The 17,586-nt window shown below is 66.1% G+C and carries 15 protein-coding genes; 6 read left to right on the top strand and 9 right to left on the bottom strand.

Translation table 11 applies throughout. The features are described 5' to 3' along the window. Positions 1-25: 25 nt before the first annotated feature. From G559_RS0110530 to mnmC, 5 genes are all read right to left on the bottom strand, one after another. Positions 26-1,219: an osmoprotectant NAGGN system M42 family peptidase gene (locus G559_RS0110530; RefSeq protein ID WP_028628186.1), complete on the bottom strand. Its 1,194-nt coding sequence runs from the start codon at positions 1,217-1,219 to the stop codon at positions 26-28. Between the two features lie 143 nt (positions 1,220-1,362). Next, a complete protein-coding gene (gene ngg, locus G559_RS0110525; RefSeq protein WP_028628185.1) occupies positions 1,363-3,102 on the bottom strand; it encodes an N-acetylglutaminylglutamine synthetase in 1,740 nt (579 codons plus the stop codon). Between the two features lie 4 nt (positions 3,103-3,106). Next, a complete protein-coding gene (locus G559_RS0110520) occupies positions 3,107-4,876 on the bottom strand; it encodes an N-acetylglutaminylglutamine amidotransferase (protein ID WP_028628184.1) in 1,770 nt (589 codons plus the stop codon). Between the two features lie 111 nt (positions 4,877-4,987). Further along, positions 4,988-5,737, bottom strand: coding sequence for a sulfite exporter TauE/SafE family protein (locus G559_RS0110515; protein WP_028628183.1), 750 nt, complete (start codon positions 5,735-5,737; stop codon positions 4,988-4,990). Between the two features lie 2 nt (positions 5,738-5,739). Next, positions 5,740-7,707, bottom strand: a complete 1,968-nt coding sequence (gene mnmC / locus G559_RS0110510; protein WP_028628182.1) for a bifunctional tRNA (5-methylaminomethyl-2-thiouridine)(34)-methyltransferase MnmD/FAD-dependent 5-carboxymethylaminomethyl-2-thiouridine(34) oxidoreductase MnmC — start codon at positions 7,705-7,707, stop codon at positions 5,740-5,742. 145 nt (positions 7,708-7,852) lie between these two features. Here mnmC and pap point away from each other — a divergent pair, with 145 nt between their 5' ends. Further along, a complete protein-coding gene (gene pap, locus G559_RS0110505; RefSeq protein WP_028628181.1) occupies positions 7,853-9,340 on the top strand; it encodes a polyphosphate:AMP phosphotransferase in 1,488 nt (495 codons plus the stop codon). Positions 9,341-9,444: 104 nt separating this feature from the next. After that, complete coding sequence (locus G559_RS0110500) at positions 9,445-10,629, top strand: thiolase family protein (protein ID WP_028628180.1); 1,185 nt, start codon at positions 9,445-9,447, stop codon at positions 10,627-10,629. Between the two features lie 64 nt (positions 10,630-10,693). Here the strand turns inward: G559_RS0110500 and G559_RS30900 are convergent, their stop codons facing one another. After that, the gene (locus G559_RS30900) at positions 10,694-10,903 is read right to left on the bottom strand and encodes a DUF6316 family protein (RefSeq protein WP_028628179.1); all 210 of its coding nucleotides are present in this window, start codon (positions 10,901-10,903) and stop codon (positions 10,694-10,696) included. A gap of 210 nt (positions 10,904-11,113) precedes the next feature. On the opposite strand from G559_RS30900, the gene G559_RS0110490 reads away from it, so the two are divergent. Beyond that, the gene (locus G559_RS0110490) at positions 11,114-12,079 is read left to right on the top strand and encodes a DMT family transporter (protein ID WP_028628178.1); all 966 of its coding nucleotides are present in this window, start codon (positions 11,114-11,116) and stop codon (positions 12,077-12,079) included. Between the two features lie 125 nt (positions 12,080-12,204). Here the strand turns inward: G559_RS0110490 and G559_RS0110485 are convergent, their stop codons facing one another. From G559_RS0110485 to G559_RS0110475, 3 genes are all read right to left on the bottom strand, one after another. Continuing rightward, a complete protein-coding gene (locus G559_RS0110485; RefSeq protein WP_028628177.1) occupies positions 12,205-12,825 on the bottom strand; it encodes an NAD(P)H-dependent oxidoreductase in 621 nt (206 codons plus the stop codon). Then, on the bottom strand, positions 12,818-14,212 hold the full coding sequence (locus G559_RS0110480) for a class II fumarate hydratase (protein WP_028628176.1): 1,395 nt from the start codon (positions 14,210-14,212) through the stop codon (positions 12,818-12,820). Before G559_RS0110480 ends, G559_RS0110485 begins: the two co-directional genes overlap by 8 nt. 72 nt (positions 14,213-14,284) lie before the next feature. Further along, on the bottom strand, positions 14,285-15,295 hold the full coding sequence (locus G559_RS0110475) for a DUF2804 domain-containing protein (protein ID WP_028628175.1): 1,011 nt from the start codon (positions 15,293-15,295) through the stop codon (positions 14,285-14,287). 340 nt (positions 15,296-15,635) lie between these two features. Here G559_RS0110475 and G559_RS0110470 point away from each other — a divergent pair, with 340 nt between their 5' ends. The 3 genes from G559_RS0110470 to trhO all read left to right on the top strand — a co-directional run bounded on the left by G559_RS0110470 (position 15,636) and on the right by trhO (position 17,571). After that, complete coding sequence (locus tag G559_RS0110470; protein WP_028628174.1) at positions 15,636-16,148, top strand: DUF2059 domain-containing protein; 513 nt, start codon at positions 15,636-15,638, stop codon at positions 16,146-16,148. Between the two features lie 13 nt (positions 16,149-16,161). Then, positions 16,162-16,467 carry a BolA family protein gene (locus G559_RS0110465; RefSeq protein WP_028628173.1) on the top strand — a complete coding sequence of 102 codons (306 nt, stop codon included), beginning with the start codon at positions 16,162-16,164 and terminating at the stop codon, positions 16,465-16,467. Positions 16,468-16,635: 168 nt separating this feature from the next. Then, positions 16,636-17,571, top strand: coding sequence for an oxygen-dependent tRNA uridine(34) hydroxylase TrhO (trhO, locus tag G559_RS0110460; RefSeq protein ID WP_028628172.1), 936 nt, complete (start codon positions 16,636-16,638; stop codon positions 17,569-17,571). Positions 17,572-17,586 lie beyond the last annotated feature (15 nt).

The following is a 17,586-nucleotide window of genomic DNA, read 5'->3' as shown; positions in this document are numbered from 1 at the left end:
ACTTTGCTCCTAGAGGGCTCGCCCTTCAAGGGCTGCCGTCACCCTTTCCCACAAGACTTTCCACGGTCGGGACGCGCGTCTCGCTCTCCATCTGTGCGTCATGCTCCAGCTGGTGGCTGAAGGGCTCCAGGGACTGCTGGCTGTTCACGGCGTCGCTGGCGAAGACCGGAGGGCTCATCAGGTATGCGCCGAGCAGGCGGGTCAGGGCCTCCAGGCTGTCGATATGGGTGCGTTCATAGCCATGGGTGGCATCGCACCCGAAGGCCACGAGTGCGGTGCGGATGTCATGGCCGGCGGTGACTGCCGACTGGGCGTCGCTGTGGTAGTAGCGGAACAGGTCGCGGCGCAGCGGAATGGACTGGGCCTCCGCCAGGCGCAGCAGATGCCGTGAGAGGTGGAAGTCGTAGGGGCCGCCGGAGTCCTGCAGGGCAACGGTCACCGCATGCTCGCTGGAGTGCTGGCCGGGGGCGACCGGGGCAATGTCGATGCCGACGAACTCGCTGACATCCCAGGGCAGTGCGGCAGCCGATCCGGAGCCGATTTCCTCGGTGATGGTGAACAGCGGGTGACAATCGATGGGGGGCACCAGGCGCGCCTCGGTGATGCCTTTGAGCGCAGTGAGCAGGGCGGCCACCCCGGCCTTGTCGTCGAGATGCCGCGCGCTGATATGCCCGCTCTCGGTGAACTCCGGCAGGGGGTCGAAGGCGACGAAGTCGCCCACTGAAACGCCAAGGGTTTCGCAGTCGGCCCGGGTTGTGCTGTAGGCATCCAGGCGCAGCTCCACGTGGTCCCAACTGATGGGCAGGCTATCCACCTGGGTATTGAAGGCGTGCCCGGAGGCCAGCAGCGGCAGCACGCTGCCGCGCAGGACCCGGCCGTCACCGAACAGGCTGACGCGGCTGCCCTCGGCGAAGCGACTGGACCAGCAACCTACGGGGGCCAGGCCCAGGCGGCCGTTGTCCTTCACCTCACGGACGATGGCGCCGATGGTGTCCAGGTGCGCTGAAACCGCGCGGTCGGGGCTGCTCTGCCGGCCCTTGACCGTGGCGCGGATGGTGCCGCGCCGGGTCAACTCGTAGGGAATGCCGATCTCGTCCAGCCGCTCGGCGACGTAGCGCACGATGGTGTCGGTAAAACCGGTGGGGCTGGGAATGGCGAGCATCTCCAGCAGCACCTTCTGCAGGTAGGCGAGGTCGGGTTCGGGACGTGTCTGGCTCATGGCTGCTCCTCGGAATGCGGCACGGTGCTGGACGCCGCGATTGCCGCCGGCTTAGTCCCGCAGAATGGATGGAGCCTCGCGATGCCTGTCGGTGGCTCGTGGTGATGGGTATCGCTCTGCTCCACCCGTCCTACGAAGGCAGGTCAGGGCGTGCGGCTCAACGGAAATAGCAGGTCGATAAAACGCTCCGCCGTCGGTTGCGGCTGGTGGTTGGCCAGGCCGACCCGCTCATTGGCTTCGATCAGTACGTAGTCCGGCTGGTCGGCGGCGGGTACCAGCAGGTCCAGGCCCACCACCGGGATTTCCAGGGTGCGCGCGGCGAGGATGGAGGCTTCTGCCAGGGCCGGGTGCAGGGTCGCGGTAACGTCTTCCAGGGTGCCGCCGGTGTGCAGGTTGGCGGTGCGCCGCACGGCCAGACGGGTGCCGGCGGGCAGCACGTCGTCATAGCCAACGCCCGCGGCGCGCAGGGTGCGTTCGGTTTCCCCGTCGAGGGGGATGCGGCTTTCGCCCTGGGTGGCCGCCTGGCGGCGGCGGCTCTGGCGTTCGATCAGCTGGCGCAAGGTCCGCTGGCCATCGCCCATCACCTCGGCCGGGCGGCGGATGGCGGCGGCGACCACTTCGTAGTTGATCACCACCACCCGCAGGTCGAAGCCCGTGTGACAGCTCTCCAGCAACACCCGGCTGTCGAAGTGCTCGGCGTTGGCGATGGCGGTCTTCACCTCGTCCAGGTTGCGCAGGTCCACCGCCACGCCCTGGCCCTGCTCGCCATTCACCGGTTTGACGACCAGGCTGCCGTGCTCGGCGAGGAAGGCGGTATTCTCCGCGTCGCTGCCGGCCAGGCGCTGGGCCGGCTGGCGAATGCCCACCCGGGCGAGGGCGCGGTGGGTCAGGTGCTTGTCCTGGCAGAGGGTCATGCTCACCGCGCTGGTGAGGTCGCTCAGGGACTCCCGGCAACGGATGCGCCGGCCGCCCTGGCTGAGGCTGAACAGCCCGCCCTCGGCGTCATCCACCTGCACTTCGATGCCACGGCGCAGGGCCTCGTCAACGATGATGCGGGCGTAGGGGTTGAGTTGCTCTTCGGGGCCGGGGCCGATGTACAGCGTGTGGTTGATGCTGTTCTTGCGCTTGACCGCGAAGGTGGCCAGGTCCCGGAAACCCAGCTTGGCGTAGAGCGCCTTGGCCTGGCGGTTGTCGTGCAGCACCGAGAGGTCGAGGTAATTGAGTCCACGGCCCATGAAGTGCTCGATCAGGTGGCGAACCAGCGCTTCGCCGACGCCGGGACGGCTGCATTGCGGGTCCACCGCCAGGCACCAGAGGCTGGAGCCGCCTTCCGGGTCGTCGAACGCCTTGAAATGGTTGAGGCCCATGACAGCACCGATCACCTGGCTGTCGTCTTCGTCCTCGGCCAGCCAGTAGACCGGCCCGCCCAGATGGCGTGGGGTAATGGCGTCCTGATCCACCGGCAGCATGCCGCGGCAGCGGTAGAGCTGGTTGACCGCCTGCCAGTCGGCGTCGCCCAGGGCACGACGGATGCGGAAGCCGCGAAAGGCCCGGCGTGCCGGACGGTAGTCGGGGAACCAGAGACGCAAGGTGTCGGACGGGTCGAGGAAGAGATGCTGCGGCGCCTGGGCCAGCACCTGCTGGGGCGCGGCGACATAGAGGGCGATATCGCGCTCGCCGGGCTGTTCGTCCAGTAGTTCGCGGGCGAGGCTCGCCGGATCGGGAAACGTGTGGCCGAGCAGCAGGCGGCCCCAGCCACAGTGGAGTATTTGCGGCGCGTCGTGGGGCTCCCGGTGGCCTTCGGCGAGGCGTGCCTGCAGGCGCTGATAGGACGGCGTCTGGCCACGCAACAGGCGCTGACTGTGCAGGGTGTGGGTTTTCATCGATTCAGAGTCCCTGTTGGTTGAGCCAGAGGTTGAGCGCGGCCATTTGCCAGAGCTTCGAGCCCCTTAGCGGGGTGATGTCCTCCGACGGGCTGGCGAGCAGGCGTTCGAGCATGGCCGGTTGGAACAGCCCGCGATCCTGGCTCGGGTCCAGCAGCAGTTCGCGCACCCACTCGCGGGTGCGGCCTTCCAGGTGTTTGAGGCCGGGGACCGGGAAATAGCCTTTGGGTCGGTCGATCACCGCCTGGGGAATGACCTGGCGCGCGGCGGCCTTGAGCACCGCCTTGCCGCCGTCGCCCAGCTTGAAGCGCGACGGGATGCGCGCCGACAACTCGGCCACCCGGTAGTCGAGGAACGGCACCCGTGCTTCCAGGCCCCAGGCCATGGTCATGTTGTCCACCCGCTTCACCGGGTCGTCCACCAGCATCACCGTGCTGTCCAGGCGCAGGGCCTTGTCCACCGGGTCGAGTGCGCCGGGCCTCTCGAAGTGCTGGCGCACGAAGTCCCCGGCCAGGTCGGGAGTGAGCCAGGTCGGCTGCACTGTGGCCTGGTACTCGGTGTGGGGGCGGTCGAAGAAGGCGGCGCGGTAGTTGTTGAATGGGTCGCAGGTATCGGCCAATGGCGGGTACCAGTGGTAGCCCCCGAACAGCTCGTCGGCGCCCTGGCCGCTCTGTACAACTTTGCAATGCTTCGAGACTTCGCGGGCCAGCAGGTAGAAGGCAATGCAGTCGTGACTGACCATCGGCTCGCTCATGGCGGAGAAGGCGGCGGGGAGCTGCTCCAGCACTTCGTGCTCGTCGATGCGCAACTGCTGGTGGCGGGTGCCGTAGTGGCGGGCGATCAGGTCGGAGTACTCGAATTCGTCCCCCCGTTCGCCGCCGGCATCCTGGAAGCCGATGGAGAAGGTGGCCAGTTGTTCGACGCCGGCTTCGGCCAGCAGGCCCACCAGCAGGCTGGAATCCACCCCGCCGGAGAGCAGCACGCCCACTTCGCGGGCGGCGCGCTGGCGGATCGATACGGCGTCGCGCAGGCTGCCGAGCAAGCGGTCGCGCCAGTCCTCGAAGCCGAGGCCCTGTTCGTCCTCGCGCGGGCCGTACTCCAGCTCCCACCAGGTACCCTGGCTGCAATTGCCGTCGGCGTCGATCTGCATCCAACTGGCCGGCGGCAGCTTTTCCACACCCTTGACCAGGGTGCGCGGCGCCGGCACCACGGAATGGAAGTTGAGGTAGAAGTTCAGCGCTTCCGGGTCCAGCGCGGCGTCCAGATCCCCGCCCTGCAACAGGGCCGGCAGGCTGGAGGCGAAGCGCAGGCGCTGGTCGGTGCGCGACAGGTACAGCGGCTTGATGCCGAGGCGGTCGCGAGCGAGGAACAGGCGCTGGCTGTCGCGATCCCAGATGGCCAGGGCGAACATGCCGTTGAGCCTGGGCAGCATGTCCTTGCCCCAGGCGTGCCAGGCCTTGAGCAGCACCTCGGTGTCACCGTCGGAATGGAAGTGGTAGCCGAGGGCGAGCAGCTCCTTGCGCAGCTCGGGGTAGTTGTAGATGGCGCCGTTGAACACCATGGCCAGGCCCAGTTCGGGGTCCAGCATGGGCTGCCCGGAGGCGTCGGCCAGGTCCATGATCTTCAGCCGTCGATGGCCCAGGGCGATCGGTCCCTGGCTGTGCAGGCCCCACGCGTCGGGGCCGCGGGGTGCCAGGTGGTGGGTGATTCTATCGAGGGCGGCCAGGTCGGCCGGTTGTTTGTCGAAGCGAAGTTCTCCAGAAATGCCGCACATAAGTCCTTACCGGTGTTGCCGTTGGGGAGTTCGTGCCCGAAGGCACTAAAGGGTCCGACCCCTGTGTGCTTTCTGGAGTTTTATATCGATTGGTTATAACTGGGTTGGGCTTCAGCCCAATAGCCGTTGGGCTGCCAGGGAGAGGCTCACCGCTACCAGCATCAGGGCGAATAGTCGCTGCAGGGTAGCGCCCCGCAGGCGCGTGGCCAGTAGGTTGCCGCAGAGCACACCGATGGCGCCGCCGGCCGCCAGGCCGCCGAGCAGGGCCATGGGCGGCTGCGCACCGGTCAGGTAAAGGAGGAAACCGCCGCCGGAAACCAGCGCGATCACCGCCATCGAGGTGGCGGTGGCAGCCAGCATCGACAGCGGGGTGAACCACAGCAGTGCCGGCACCACGAGGAAGCCACCCCCCACGCCCATGACTCCGGAGAGCAACCCGACCCCCACGCCGATGGCCACCAAGGGCGCGCTGCGCAGCGGACCGGGGTTGCCCGGAGGCAGGCCGGCACCCCGCCACATGCGCCAGGCGGACCAGAGCACCAGCAGGCAGAAGCCGAGGATCAGCGCGAACTCGGGGATGAAACGTCCCAACCACTGGCCGACGGCGTTGCCGGGTAAACCGCTGATGGCCAGCAGCAGCACCGGGCGCCAGGCCACCAGGCCCTGGAAGGTTCGGGGAATGGCGCCGATGGCGGCGGACAGGGCCACGGCGCCCAGGCTCACGCCGATAGCGTCGCGCAGCGGCAGGTGCAGGCTGAGTAGCAGGGGCAGGGCTACCAGAGAACCGCCGGCACCGGTCAGGCCGAGCAGAAGGCCAAGGATGGCGCCGATGGCCAGGGCTTCGAGAAGGAGAAGGTCCATGATCAGGCGTTCTGGCCGCGGATCAGGCGGCGCAAGGCGAAGCGGTTGGGGTGGCAGGCCTCGGCTACGGCGCGGGGGACGGGTAGTGGTTCGTCGTCGAGCCAGGCGGCCAGCAACTCGCCGGACAGCGGCGCGGTAATCAGCCCGCGCGAGCCATGAGCGCTGTTCACATAGAGACCGTCGAACCAGGGCGCCGGTGTCTCCGGCACCTGGCGCGCGTCCTTGGCCAGCACCGCATAGGTGTCAGCGAAGGCTTCGGCATCCGCCAGCGGGCCGACGATGGGCAGGTAGTCCGGCGTGGTGCAGCGGAAGGCGGCACGACCTTCGAGACGGTCGGGTTCCAGTTCGGTGACATGCAGGCGGCGGCCGAGGTCGGGGGAAATCTCTTCCAGCAGTTCGAGATTGCCGGCGTGCTCCGCGGCAGTGGGTTCCAGGCTCGTGCTGTGGAAGTCGAAGCTCGCACCCAGGGTGTGCTCGCCATCGCGCGGCGGCGCGACATAGCCTTCGGCGCAAAGCACCGTACCGAGTCCCGTACTTTCTGGCGTGGCCGGCAGGCGGCTGACCTGCCCACGGATGCGCTTGAGCTGCAGCCCGGCGGTCTGTGGAAAACGCAGCACTTCAGCGGCGCCGGCCAGCACCGCCACCGGCGCGGCGGCCAGCGTCCGGTCGCCAGCTCGGGCGCACCAGAGGCCGCCTTCCTGGCGCAGTTCCAGGGCTTCGGCATGGGGGATCAGGCGAATGTTCGGATGCTCGGCCAGCAGGCGGCATAGCGCCGGCGGATGGACCCAGCCGGCCTCGGGATAGAACAGGCCGCCCGCGGGCAGGGCGACGCCGGTCAGGGCTTCGGCGTCGGCCTGGCCCAGGCTGTGCAGCAACTCGCTCGGAAAGGCATCGGCCAGCTTGGCCTGGCGCTGTGCTTCCTTGGCGTCGAAGGCCAGTTGCAGCACGCCACAGGCCTGCCAGTCACGGCCCTGTTCCAGCCGTTGCAGCAAGCGGCGGGTATGGCCGAAACCGCTGAGGATCAGCCTGGAGAGCGGCGTGCCGTGGGCCGAAAGCTTGAGGTAGAGCACCCCTTGGGGATTACCCGATGCCTCCTGGGCGGGGGCGTCGTGGCGCTCCAGCAGGGTCACTTGCCAGCCCCGTGCGGCAAGGCTGGCGGCACTGGCGCATCCGGCGAGGCCCGCGCCTATCACCAGGGCTTCGCGGCGTTGGGGAACGAAGCGCGGGCGGGCATACCAGGGCTTGGCATCGTCACGGGAAGCGCCTGTGAACAGGCCGCGGCTCATTTCCCATTTCTTGCCGAAACCGGGCGTGCGCTTGATCGCGAAGCCGGCTTCCTTCAGCGCACGGCGCACGAAACCGGCCGAGGTGAAGGTGGCCAGGCTGGTGCCGGGCGCAGAAAGCCGCGCCAGTTGGGCGAACAGGGCAGGGCTCCACATCTCCGGGTTCTTCGCCGGGGCGAAGCCGTCGAGGAACCAGGCGTCGATGCGCGCGTCCAGTTCCGGCAGGCAGTCCATCGCATCCCCCACCAGCAGGGTCAGCGCCACGCGACCGTTGGCCAGGCTGAAACGCTGGAAGCCGGGATGAACCGCCACGTACTGGCCGATGAGCTCGCTAGCCAGGGGCGCCAGTGCCGGCCAAAGGTCCAGGGCACGCTGCATGTCATCGCGGGAGAGGGGAAATTTTTCCACGCTGACAAAGTGCAGCCGGGCGTCGGCCGGCGCGTGCCGCTCGAACAACTGCCAGGCGCAGAGGAAGTTCAGCCCGGTGCCGAATCCGGTTTCGCCGATGGTGAAGCCTCCGCCTGCCGTTAGCCCGGCGAAGCGCTGGGTCAGGTCGTTGCCGTTGATGAACACATGGTGGGTTTCGTCGATGCCCGATGTCGGGGAGAAATAGACGTCGTCGAATTCCCGCGACAGCGGCTGGCCCTGTTCGTCCCAGTCGAGTTGGGCGTGGTGGAAGTCGGACATGGAGGTTTCCGAGACTGCGAAGCGCGAATAGTAGCCGATCGGGGAGGGGCGCCGAAGGGAAGGTCGCTTGTGAATGCGCTGGATTGAGGTGGGCGTGAAGCCAAGGCTTCCGCTACCTTTTCTCCATCACGCCAAGGAGATCTGCATGTTCGAATCCGCCGAAATCGGCCATTCCATCGACAAGGAAACCTATGAGAAGGCCGTGCTGGAGCTGCGCGAAGCCCTGCTGGAGGCGCAGTACGAGCTGAAGCAGCAGGCGCGCTTCCCCGTGCTCATCCTGATCAATGGCATCGAGGGTGCCGGCAAGGGCGAAACGGTCAAGTTGCTCAACGAGTGGATGGACCCGCGCCTGATCAACGTCGAGAGCTTCCTGCAGCCGACCGACGAAGAGCTTTCCCGACCGCCGCAGTGGCGCTTCTGGCGCAAGCTGCCGCCCAAGGGGCGGACCGGCATCTACTTCGGCAACTGGTACAGCCAGATGCTCCACGCCCGCGTCGATGGCGATATCAAGGACGCCCGCCTGGACCAGGCCATCAACGATGCCGAGGCCTTCGAGCGCATGCTCTGCGACGAAGGGGCGCTGATCTTCAAGTTCTGGTTCCACTTGTCCAAGAAACAGCTCAAGGAACGCCTGAAGGCACTCGAGAAAGACCCGCAGCGCAGCTGGCAGCTCAACCCGCTGGACTGGAAGCAGAGCGAGGTCTATGACCGCTTCGTGCGATTCGGCGAGCGGGTGCTGCGCCGCACCAGCCGTGACTATGCGCCCTGGTACGTGATCGAAGGCTCCGACGAGTATTACCGCAGCCTGAGCGTTGGCCGCGTCATCCTGGAAGGTCTGCAGGCGGCCCTCAAGCAGAGTGGCGGGCCCAAGCCACAGCCCCATGCGGCGCCGCTGATGTCCAGCCTGGACAGCCGCAGCCTGCTGGACAGCCTCGACCTCAGCCATAAGCTGGACAAGGACGAATACAAGGATCAGCTCGCCACCGAGCAGGCCCGCCTGAGCGGTCTGATGCGCGACAAGCGCATGCGCGGCCATGCCCTGATGGCGGTGTTCGAGGGCAACGACGCCGCTGGCAAGGGCGGCGCCATCCGCCGCGTCACTGGCGCACTGGACCCGCGACAGTACCGCACCGTGCCCATCGCCGCGCCGACCGAGGAAGAACGTGCCCAGCCCTACCTCTGGCGCTTCTGGCGACATGTGCCGGGGCGGGGCCAGTTCACCATCTTCGACCGTTCCTGGTACGGCCGCGTGCTGGTGGAACGGGTCGAGGGATACTGTGCCGATGCCGACTGGCTGCGCGCCTATGGCGAGATCAACGACTTCGAGGAGCAACTGCACAACTATGGCATCGTGCTGGTGAAGTTCTGGCTGTCCATCGACAAGGACACCCAGATGCAGCGCTTCAAGGAGCGTGAGGAAGTCGCCTTCAAGCGCTACAAGATCACCGAGGAAGACTGGCGCAACCGCGACAAGTGGGACCACTACGTCCACGCGGTGGACGACATGGTCGACCGCACCAGTACCGAGATCGCTTCCTGGACCCTGGTCGAGGCCAACGACAAGCGCTATGCCCGGGTGAAGATCCTGCGCACCATCAACGATGCCCTGGAGGCCGCTTTCAAGAAGGACTGAGCACAGGATGGGCGCGCATACGCGGGGTGAATGATCGTGGTGGGGGAGTATGGGCTGGAACTATGCTCGCCTCACTTTCCATTCCAACGAGAACGAGGTGCGTCATGCGTGAAGTGGTGATCGTCGACAGCGTGCGAACTGGCCTGGCCAAATCCTTCCGCGGCAAGTTCAACATGACCCGGCCGGACGACATGGCCGCCCACTGCGTGAACGCGCTGCTGGCGCGCAACGATTTAGCCCCGGCGCTGGTGGACGACTGCGTGGTCGGTGCCGGCTCCAACGAGGGCGCCCAGGGCCACAACATCGGCCGCAACGTTGCGGTGCTCTCGGGCCTGGGCACCGGCGTCGCCGGCATGACCCTCAACCGCTATTGCTCCTCCGGCCTGCAAGCCATCGCCATCGCCGCCAACCAGATCGCCTCGGGTTGCAGCGATGTCATGGTGGCCGGAGGCGTCGAGTCCATCACCCTGACCCTGAAGAGCATCAACCAGGACAACTTCGTCAATCCGCGCCTGAAGCTCGAACACCCCGGCATCTACTTCCCCATGGGGCAGACCGCCGAGATCGTCGCTCGCCGCTACAACGTCAGCCGTGAAGCCCAGGACCTCTACGCCCTGCAGAGCCAGCAGCGCACCGCCCGTGCGCAGGCGTCCGGCCTGTTCGACGACGAAATCGTGCCGATGAGCGTGAAGTATTTCGTGGAAGACAAGGCCACCGGCGAGAGGAGCATCCTGGATGGCGTGGTCGACCGCGACGACTGCAACCGCGCCGATACCACCCTGGAAGGCCTGGCTTCCCTGAAACCGGTGTTCTCCGAGGACGGTTCGGTGACCGCCGGCAACTCCTCGCAACTCTCCGACGGCGCCTCCATGACCCTGCTGATGAGCCTGGACAAGGCGCTGGAGCTGGGCCTGAAACCCAAGGCGTTCTTCCGCGGCTTCACCGTTGCCGGTTGCGAGCCGGACGAAATGGGCATCGGCCCGGTGTTCTCGGTGCCGAAGCTGCTCAAGGCCAAAGGCCTGAGCGTCGACGACATCGACCTCTGGGAACTCAACGAAGCCTTCGCCTCCCAGTGCCTCTACGCCCGTGATCGGCTGGGTATCGACAACGAGAAATACAACGTCAACGGCGGCTCCATCTCCATCGGCCACCCCTTCGGCATGACCGGCTCGCGCCAGGTCGGGCACCTGGTGCGCGAACTGCAGCGCCGTGACAAGCGCTTCGGCATCGTCACCATGTGCGTCGGCGGCGGTATGGGCGCCACCGGCCTGTTCGAGGCCTACCGCTGAGCCATCGGTCGCCGGGGCAAGAAAAACCCGCGCCAGGCGCGGGTTCTTTCTTTCCGGGGAATGCTCATCGGCCCCGAAACGCGAGTATGGCGTTGGATTGTTGAATGCGGCGTATGTAAAGCGCGATCTCCCGTTCCGCATCCACACGTGTGAAGAAAGGCCCCTCCAGTGTCCCTTCCCGAGTGGAGAAGAAGTACTGACCGTTCACGGCACTGACACGCTCACTCCGGTAGTGGGTGCCTGACGCGACGTCGCACGCACGTCGACCGAACATCGGACCACCTCCGTCATTAATTGGCTATTTGAGTCTAATCAGCGCTGGCGCGCCTGCGCTGGGGCTCGACGGGCGGCTGGCGGTTGCGACAGGTACAGTTGTGCCGCCGACAGGGTCGAAACTGTTCCTGTGCCCTGGGGCCGGGCACTTCTAGAATGGCCGATCTTGTCTGCCCGCTGCCAAATGTCGGGCTTCTCTGCTGAGGTTCCCATGCATATCTCCTCCGGCCGTTGGGTTTATGGCCTGTTCCTCGCCCTGGTCACGGCTGTGCTCTGGGGCGTGTTACCCATCTGGCTGAAGGAAGTCCTGCAGACCATGGACCCGGTGACCGTCACCTGGTACCGCCTGATCGTCGCCGGCTCGTTGTTGTTCCTCTACCTGGGCGCCAACCGCCGCCTGCCGGCTTTCCGCCCGCTGGGCTCGCGTGGCCGCTGGTTGCTGGTCCTGGCGGTGGCTGGCCTGACGGGAAACTACGTGTTCTACCTGATCGGCCTGAAGATGCTCAGCCCCGGCACCACCCAATTGGTGATCCAGGTGGCACCCATCCTCTTCTTGCTGAGCAGCCTGTTCATCTTCAAGGAGAGCTTCAGCCTTGGGCAGGCCTTCGGCCTGGTGGTGACGGTGCTGGGCTTCGGCCTGTTCTTCAACCAGCGCCTGGAAGAACTGCTCACCTCCATGAGCCAGTACACCCTGGGCGTGCTGGTGATCCTGTTGTCAGCCTTCGTCTGGACCTTCTACGGCCTGGCGCAGAAGCAGTTGCTGAGCCACTGGAGCTCGGCCCAGGTGATGATGGTGATCTACCTCGGTTGCGCCGCCTTGCTGACGCCCTGGGCGCACCCCATGGAGCTGTTCAACTTGAGCCCGCTGCAGGGTTGGCTGCTACTGGCCTGCTGCCTGAACACCCTGGTGGCCTACGGCGCCTTCGCCGAAGCCCTGGCCCACTGGGAAGCCTCGCGCGTCAGCGCCACCCTGGCCATTACCCCACTGGTGACCTTCGCCAGCGTTGCTGCTTGCGCGTCGCTCTGGCCGGACCATGTGCAGCCGGAAGAAATCAACTGGATCGCCTACGCGGGTGCGGTGTTCGTCGTGCTGGGTTCGGCCCTCACCGCATTGGCCCCGTCGCTGATGCGCAGCTGGCGGGCGCGTCGCAGGGTGGAGGCGAGCGACCCGGTGTAGGTTGTGAGGTCCAGTGGCCGGCCTGGCTATGCCGGGCCTCGAAGGGTGGACCGGTGAAGCGTGGTCCACCCTTCGGCTCCAACTGATGGGTATCGCACGAAGCGAAACCATCCTGCAAAGGCGGGTCAGCAGCGGGTGCCGAGCAACTCGGCCTTGCGCAGCCAGGTCTGGCGCTGTTCCTCGGAGGAAGGGCGCACTGGCGAGAACTCGGTCAGGCGGCGGGTCTTGATGCCACAGAAACCGAGGATGGTGCGCACCATCTGCCGGTGTGCCGGGGCGCCGTAGATCCAGCGGAAGTACCAGGGTGGAGTGTCCAGGGTCACCAGCAGGTCCGCCGTGCGTCCGGTCAGCAGCTTGTCCCAGGCATGGGACTGACCGCGATAGCGGAAGGCGAAGCCGGGCAGGAAGACCCGGTCGAAAAAGCCCTTGAGCAGCGCGGGCAAACCGCCCCACCAGACCGGATAGACGAACACCAGGTGCTCGGCCCAGTGGATCTGCCGCTGGGCTTCAAGCAGGTCGGGCTCCAGGTTCTGGCTCTGGTCGTAACCTTGGCGCAGCACCGGGTCGAACTGCATCTCCCCCAACTTCAACAGGCGCACCACGTGGCCTTCACTGCGCGCGCCCTGGGCAAAGGCGTCGCCGAGGGCGTGGCACAAGCTGCCGCCCTTGGGGGTGCCGAGAATCAACAGGATGCGTTTGCCATCGCCTTCCAGCGGCGTGGCGCCGTGCTTGACCGCCTCAACCATGGTGACCGGCCTCCAGCATGCTTTCCGGCCGGACCCAGGCGTCGAACTGCTCTTCCGTCAGGTAACCCAGGGCCAGGGCTGCCGCGCGCAGGGTGGTGCCTTCGGCATAGGCCTTCTTGGCGATCTGCGCGGCCTTGTCGTAGCCGATGTGCGGGTTGAGGGCGGTGACCAGCATCAGGCCGCGTTCCAGGTGTTCGGCCATGCGCGCGGCGTCCGGCTCCATGCCGGCCACGCAGTGCTGCTGGAAGTTGCGGCAGCCATCGCCGAGCAGTCGAATGGACTGCAGGACGTTGTGCACGATGACCGGCTTGAACACGTTCAACTGCAGATGCCCCTGGCTGGCGGCGAAACCGATGGTGGCGTCGTTGCCCATGACCTGGCAGGCCAGCATCGACAGCGCCTCGCACTGGGTGGGGTTGACCTTGCCGGGCATGATCGAGCTGCCCGGCTCGTTGGCTGGCAGGCGCACTTCGGCCAGGCCGCCACGGGGGCCGGAGCCCAGCAGGCGCAGGTCGTTGGCGATCTTCATCAGGGCCACGGCGAGGGTCTTGAGGGCGCCGGAGAGGTTCACCAGCGGCTCGTGGCCGGCCAGGGCAGCGAACTTGTTGGTTGCCGAGACGAAATGCAGCCCGGACAGCGCCGCCAGTTCGGCGGCCATGGCGTCGGCGAATCCGTGAGGTGCGTTGAGGCCGGTACCTACGGCCGTGCCGCCCTGGGCCAGCTGCAGCACCATCGGCAACGCGGCGCGGATGGACTTCTCGGCGTAGTCGAGTTGGGCGACGAAGGCGGATAACTCCTGGCCGAACGTGATGGGGGTGGCGTCCATCATGTGGGTGCGGCCGGTCTTCACCAGGTGGGCGTGCCGCGCCGATTGTTCGGCCAGGCCGCCGGAGAGCTCGGCGATGGCCGGCAGCAGTTCGTGCTGCACCGCCTTGGCAATGGCGATGTGCATCGCGGTGGGGAAGCAGTCGTTGGAGCTCTGGGCGAAGTTCACGTGATCGTTCGGGTGGACCGGGCTCTTGCCGCCACGCTGGCCGGTGGCCAGTTCGTTGCCACGGCCGGCGATCACCTCGTTGACGTTCATGTTGCTCTGGGTGCCGCTGCCGGTCTGCCAGACCACCAGGGGGAACTGGTCGTCATGCTTGCCGGCCAGGACTTCGTCGGCGGCCTGTTCGATCAGGCGGGCGACATCCGGTGGCAGATCGCCGTCGCGGCCGTTGACCCGTGCCGCGGCCTTCTTGATCAGCGCCAGGGCATGCACGACTGCAAGCGGCATGCGTTCGCCGCCAATGGCGAAATTCTCCAGCGAGCGCTGGGTCTGGGCGCCCCAATAGGCTTCATCGGCGACTTCGACTGGCCCCAGGCTGTCGGTTTCTGTGCGGCTCATGTGGGTTGGCTCCGGTCATTGATTCCGCAGTTTAGGCCCTATCTCCGGCACTCGGTTCAACCGTTCGGGCAATTACCAGCGTGCGTGCGTGGCCCCCAGCCAGCCAAGGGCGTTGGTCACCGGCACGCATTCACCATCCGGACTGCGCAGCACGCCGTCGAAGCGGCCGAACCATTGGCGCGTATTGGCGTAGAGCGGTCCCAGGCGCGGGCAGGCCTGGTGCAGCTGGCGCGGGGTGAACGTGAGCTCCACCCGGCGACAGGCGGTGGACAGCTGCCAGGGGGCCAAGGGATTGCTCGGCGCTTGCACGATCTGCACCGGGCGATCGAGCTTGGACAGGCGACCGCCGAACCACAGGGCGTTCTCGGTGAGGCCGCTGGAATCGGTCCAGCCGGCGCCGAAATTGCCGGCGATGCCGCCGGGCGCGGCAAACGCGGCGCGAGTCCAGTGGCTGTGGAAGGGCCAGACACCGCGGCCGAAGTCCAGCGCGGCAAAGCTCTGGCCGGTGATGCAGGGGTACTGGCGTTCGCCCAGTTGCACGCTGCCGCTGGCGGGCAGGCCAAGCTGCCGGCTGCTGGCATGGAAGCAGCGGCCGGGGAGGGGGGCGACCAGGTTCACCGAGTCCAGGTGGGCGGGGCGCAGCACGTCCAGGGCGGCCTGCAGCGGCTGGCCGCCGAGGTCGGGTGCCTCTACCCGCATGCTCAGTCGGCCGGGATGCTCGTCCACGCGGATTAGCAGGCGAGGGTGGTCGAAGCAATGGCTTTGCAGCGCTGTATCCGGCAGTCGGCAGCCGAGGGCGAAGGGCCGTAGCTGGGTATGGGCGACGGCCTGGCCGCTGTCGAGATCGAGAAAGTAGGCCGCGCCGTAGCCCAGGTAGTCGAGGTCCGCCAGGGTCAGCGAGAGCATCCAGCGCGGCGTGGTGATGCACCAGTGGTTCCAGCGCTTGCGACGGCCGAAGTGGCCGGGTATTGCACAGTTCAACCGTGGCCGGTTGGACCAGCCGACAGCGGCGGGCGCGAGCATGCCGCGCGCATCGCAGAGCTCGGGGATTCCCGGCAGCAGGGTGGATATGTGGCTATTCATCGGGCACGTCCATGTGTGTGCGAAGCCTGGGCATTTCAGGCTCTGTACAAGATCAGCCTGCGCTCGGTGATTTTCGTACAGGCCTAGTGGAAACCGGTTGCGTCCTCATCGGAAATTACGTCAACGGGTACTGCAGGTTTCCAAGCCCCCAAAGAATGCCCAGTGGGCGGAAGCATGAGCAAGTGATGGCGTTTTGACAACAGCTTCGTGAAGTGCGGCATCGCACATTTTCGCCCCGAGGTTGTCGAAATTCCCGCCGCTTGAGCCCGATATCCGCTTGAGCGCAGAATGACCAGCCCCGGGGCAGCCCCCCTCATTCGTGCCCAGACAAGGATTCCCAATGACGAAGCTTCGCATTCTCTGCACCGCCGTACTGCTGGCGTGCGCCAGTGGCCAGGTTCTGGCCGATGCCGCCAGCCATGCCGCCGATGCCGAGCGCTTCCTCAAGCTCGCTCGCGCCGACAAACTGACCGTTCCGGTCTACGCCCAGGTGCAGCAGATGTTCGAGCAGCGTTTCCAGCAGACCCAGGCGCCGGCCAGCAAGAAGGCCACCCTGGAGAGCTACCAGGCCAAGGCCAACACCGCCCTGGACAAGGCCGTCGGCTGGGACAAGCTGAAGCCTGAGCTGGTGAAGATCTACACCAGCAACTTCAGCGAGAGTGAGCTCAAGGAACTGATCGCCTTCTACGAGTCGCCCCTGGGCAAGAAAGTGCTGGAAAAGATGCCGTCCCTTACCCAGCAATCCGCCCAACTGACCCAGAGCCGCCTGGAAACCGCCGTGCCCGAGGTCAACAAGCTGCTCAGCGACATGACCAACGAACTGGCCCCCCAGGACAAGAAAAAGCAGCAGTAAGCGGAGTTAATCGATGTCCAAGCGCGACCGTATCCTGACCGCCCTGGAAGCGCTCGACCCCCAGTACCTCGACGTGCTGGACGAGAGCCACATGCATAGCCGCGGCCAGGAAACCCACTACAAGGCGGTGATCGTCAGCCCGGTGTTCGCCGGGCTGAACGCCGTCAAGCGCCACCAGAAGGTCTACGCCAGCCTGGGTGAACTGATGGGACAGGTCCATGCCCTGGCCCTGCATACCTACACTCCTGAGGAGTGGGCAGCACAGGGCGCAGCGCCGGATTCGCCGACCTGCCGGGGTGGCAGCAAGCTGGATCATTGAGCGCCTGGCCCGGGCGCCCCGACGTCCGTTGGGCGCCTGAGACCAATTCACGCAGCCAGTGGCTGGCGGCTTTTTGATAGACTTCGCACCGCGCCGGCCCAGCCGGCGCAGTCGTTTCTGTCACCCGGTCCGCCCTTTACGTGGGCGACCACTGGAGGAAGTCACCGCATGACCCAGATCGTTGTTGCGGCGCTGTACAAGTTCGTCACCCTGAAGGACTACGTTGCGCTGCGCGAACCCCTGCTCAAGACCATGCTGGACAACGGCGTCAAAGGCACCCTGCTGCTGGCCGAGGAAGGCATCAATGGCACCGTGTCGGGCACCCGTGAAGCCATCGACGCGCTGCTCGCCTGGCTCAGGATCGACCCGCGCCTGGTGGACCTGGACCACAAGGAGTCCTACTGCACGGATCAGCCCTTCTACCGCACCAAGGTCAAGCTGAAGAAGGAAATCGTCACCCTCGGTGTTCCCGGCGTGGACCCCAACCAGAAGGTTGGCACCTACGTCGCCCCCCAGGACTGGAACGCCCTGATCAGTGACCCCGAAGTCCTGCTGATCGACACGCGCAACGACTACGAAGTGGCCATTGGTACCTTCGAAGGCGCGGTCGATCCGAAGACGAAATCCTTCCGCGATTTTCCCGACTACATCAAGGCCCACTACGACCCGGCGGTGCACAAGAAGGTGGCCATGTTCTGCACCGGTGGCATCCGTTGCGAAAAAGCCTCCAGCTACATGCTCAACCAGGGTTTCGAAGAGGTTTTCCACCTCAAGGGCGGCATCCTCAAGTACCTGGAGGAAGTGCCCCAGGGCGAAACCCTCTGGCGCGGTGACTGCTTCGTCTTCGACAACCGCGTCACCGTGCGCCACGATCTCTCGGAAGGGGATTTCGACCAGTGCCACGCCTGCCGTAATCCGATATCCGTGGAAGACCGTCAGTCGGAGCACTACTCGCCTGGCATCAGTTGCCCGCACTGCTGGGACAGCTTGAGCGAGAGGACCCGTGCCAGTGCCATCGAGCGGCAGAAGCAGATCGAACTGGCCAAGGCCCGCAACCTGCCTCACCCGATCGGTCGCGACCCGCGCCAAGCCCTGGAGGATTGAGCTTGTCCAACGCCC

This window comes from Metapseudomonas resinovorans DSM 21078, from assembly GCF_000423545.1.
Taxonomy (GTDB): Bacteria; Pseudomonadota; Gammaproteobacteria; order Pseudomonadales; family Pseudomonadaceae; genus Metapseudomonas; species Metapseudomonas resinovorans.
This window is presented reverse-complemented; position numbering and strand designations above follow the sequence as displayed.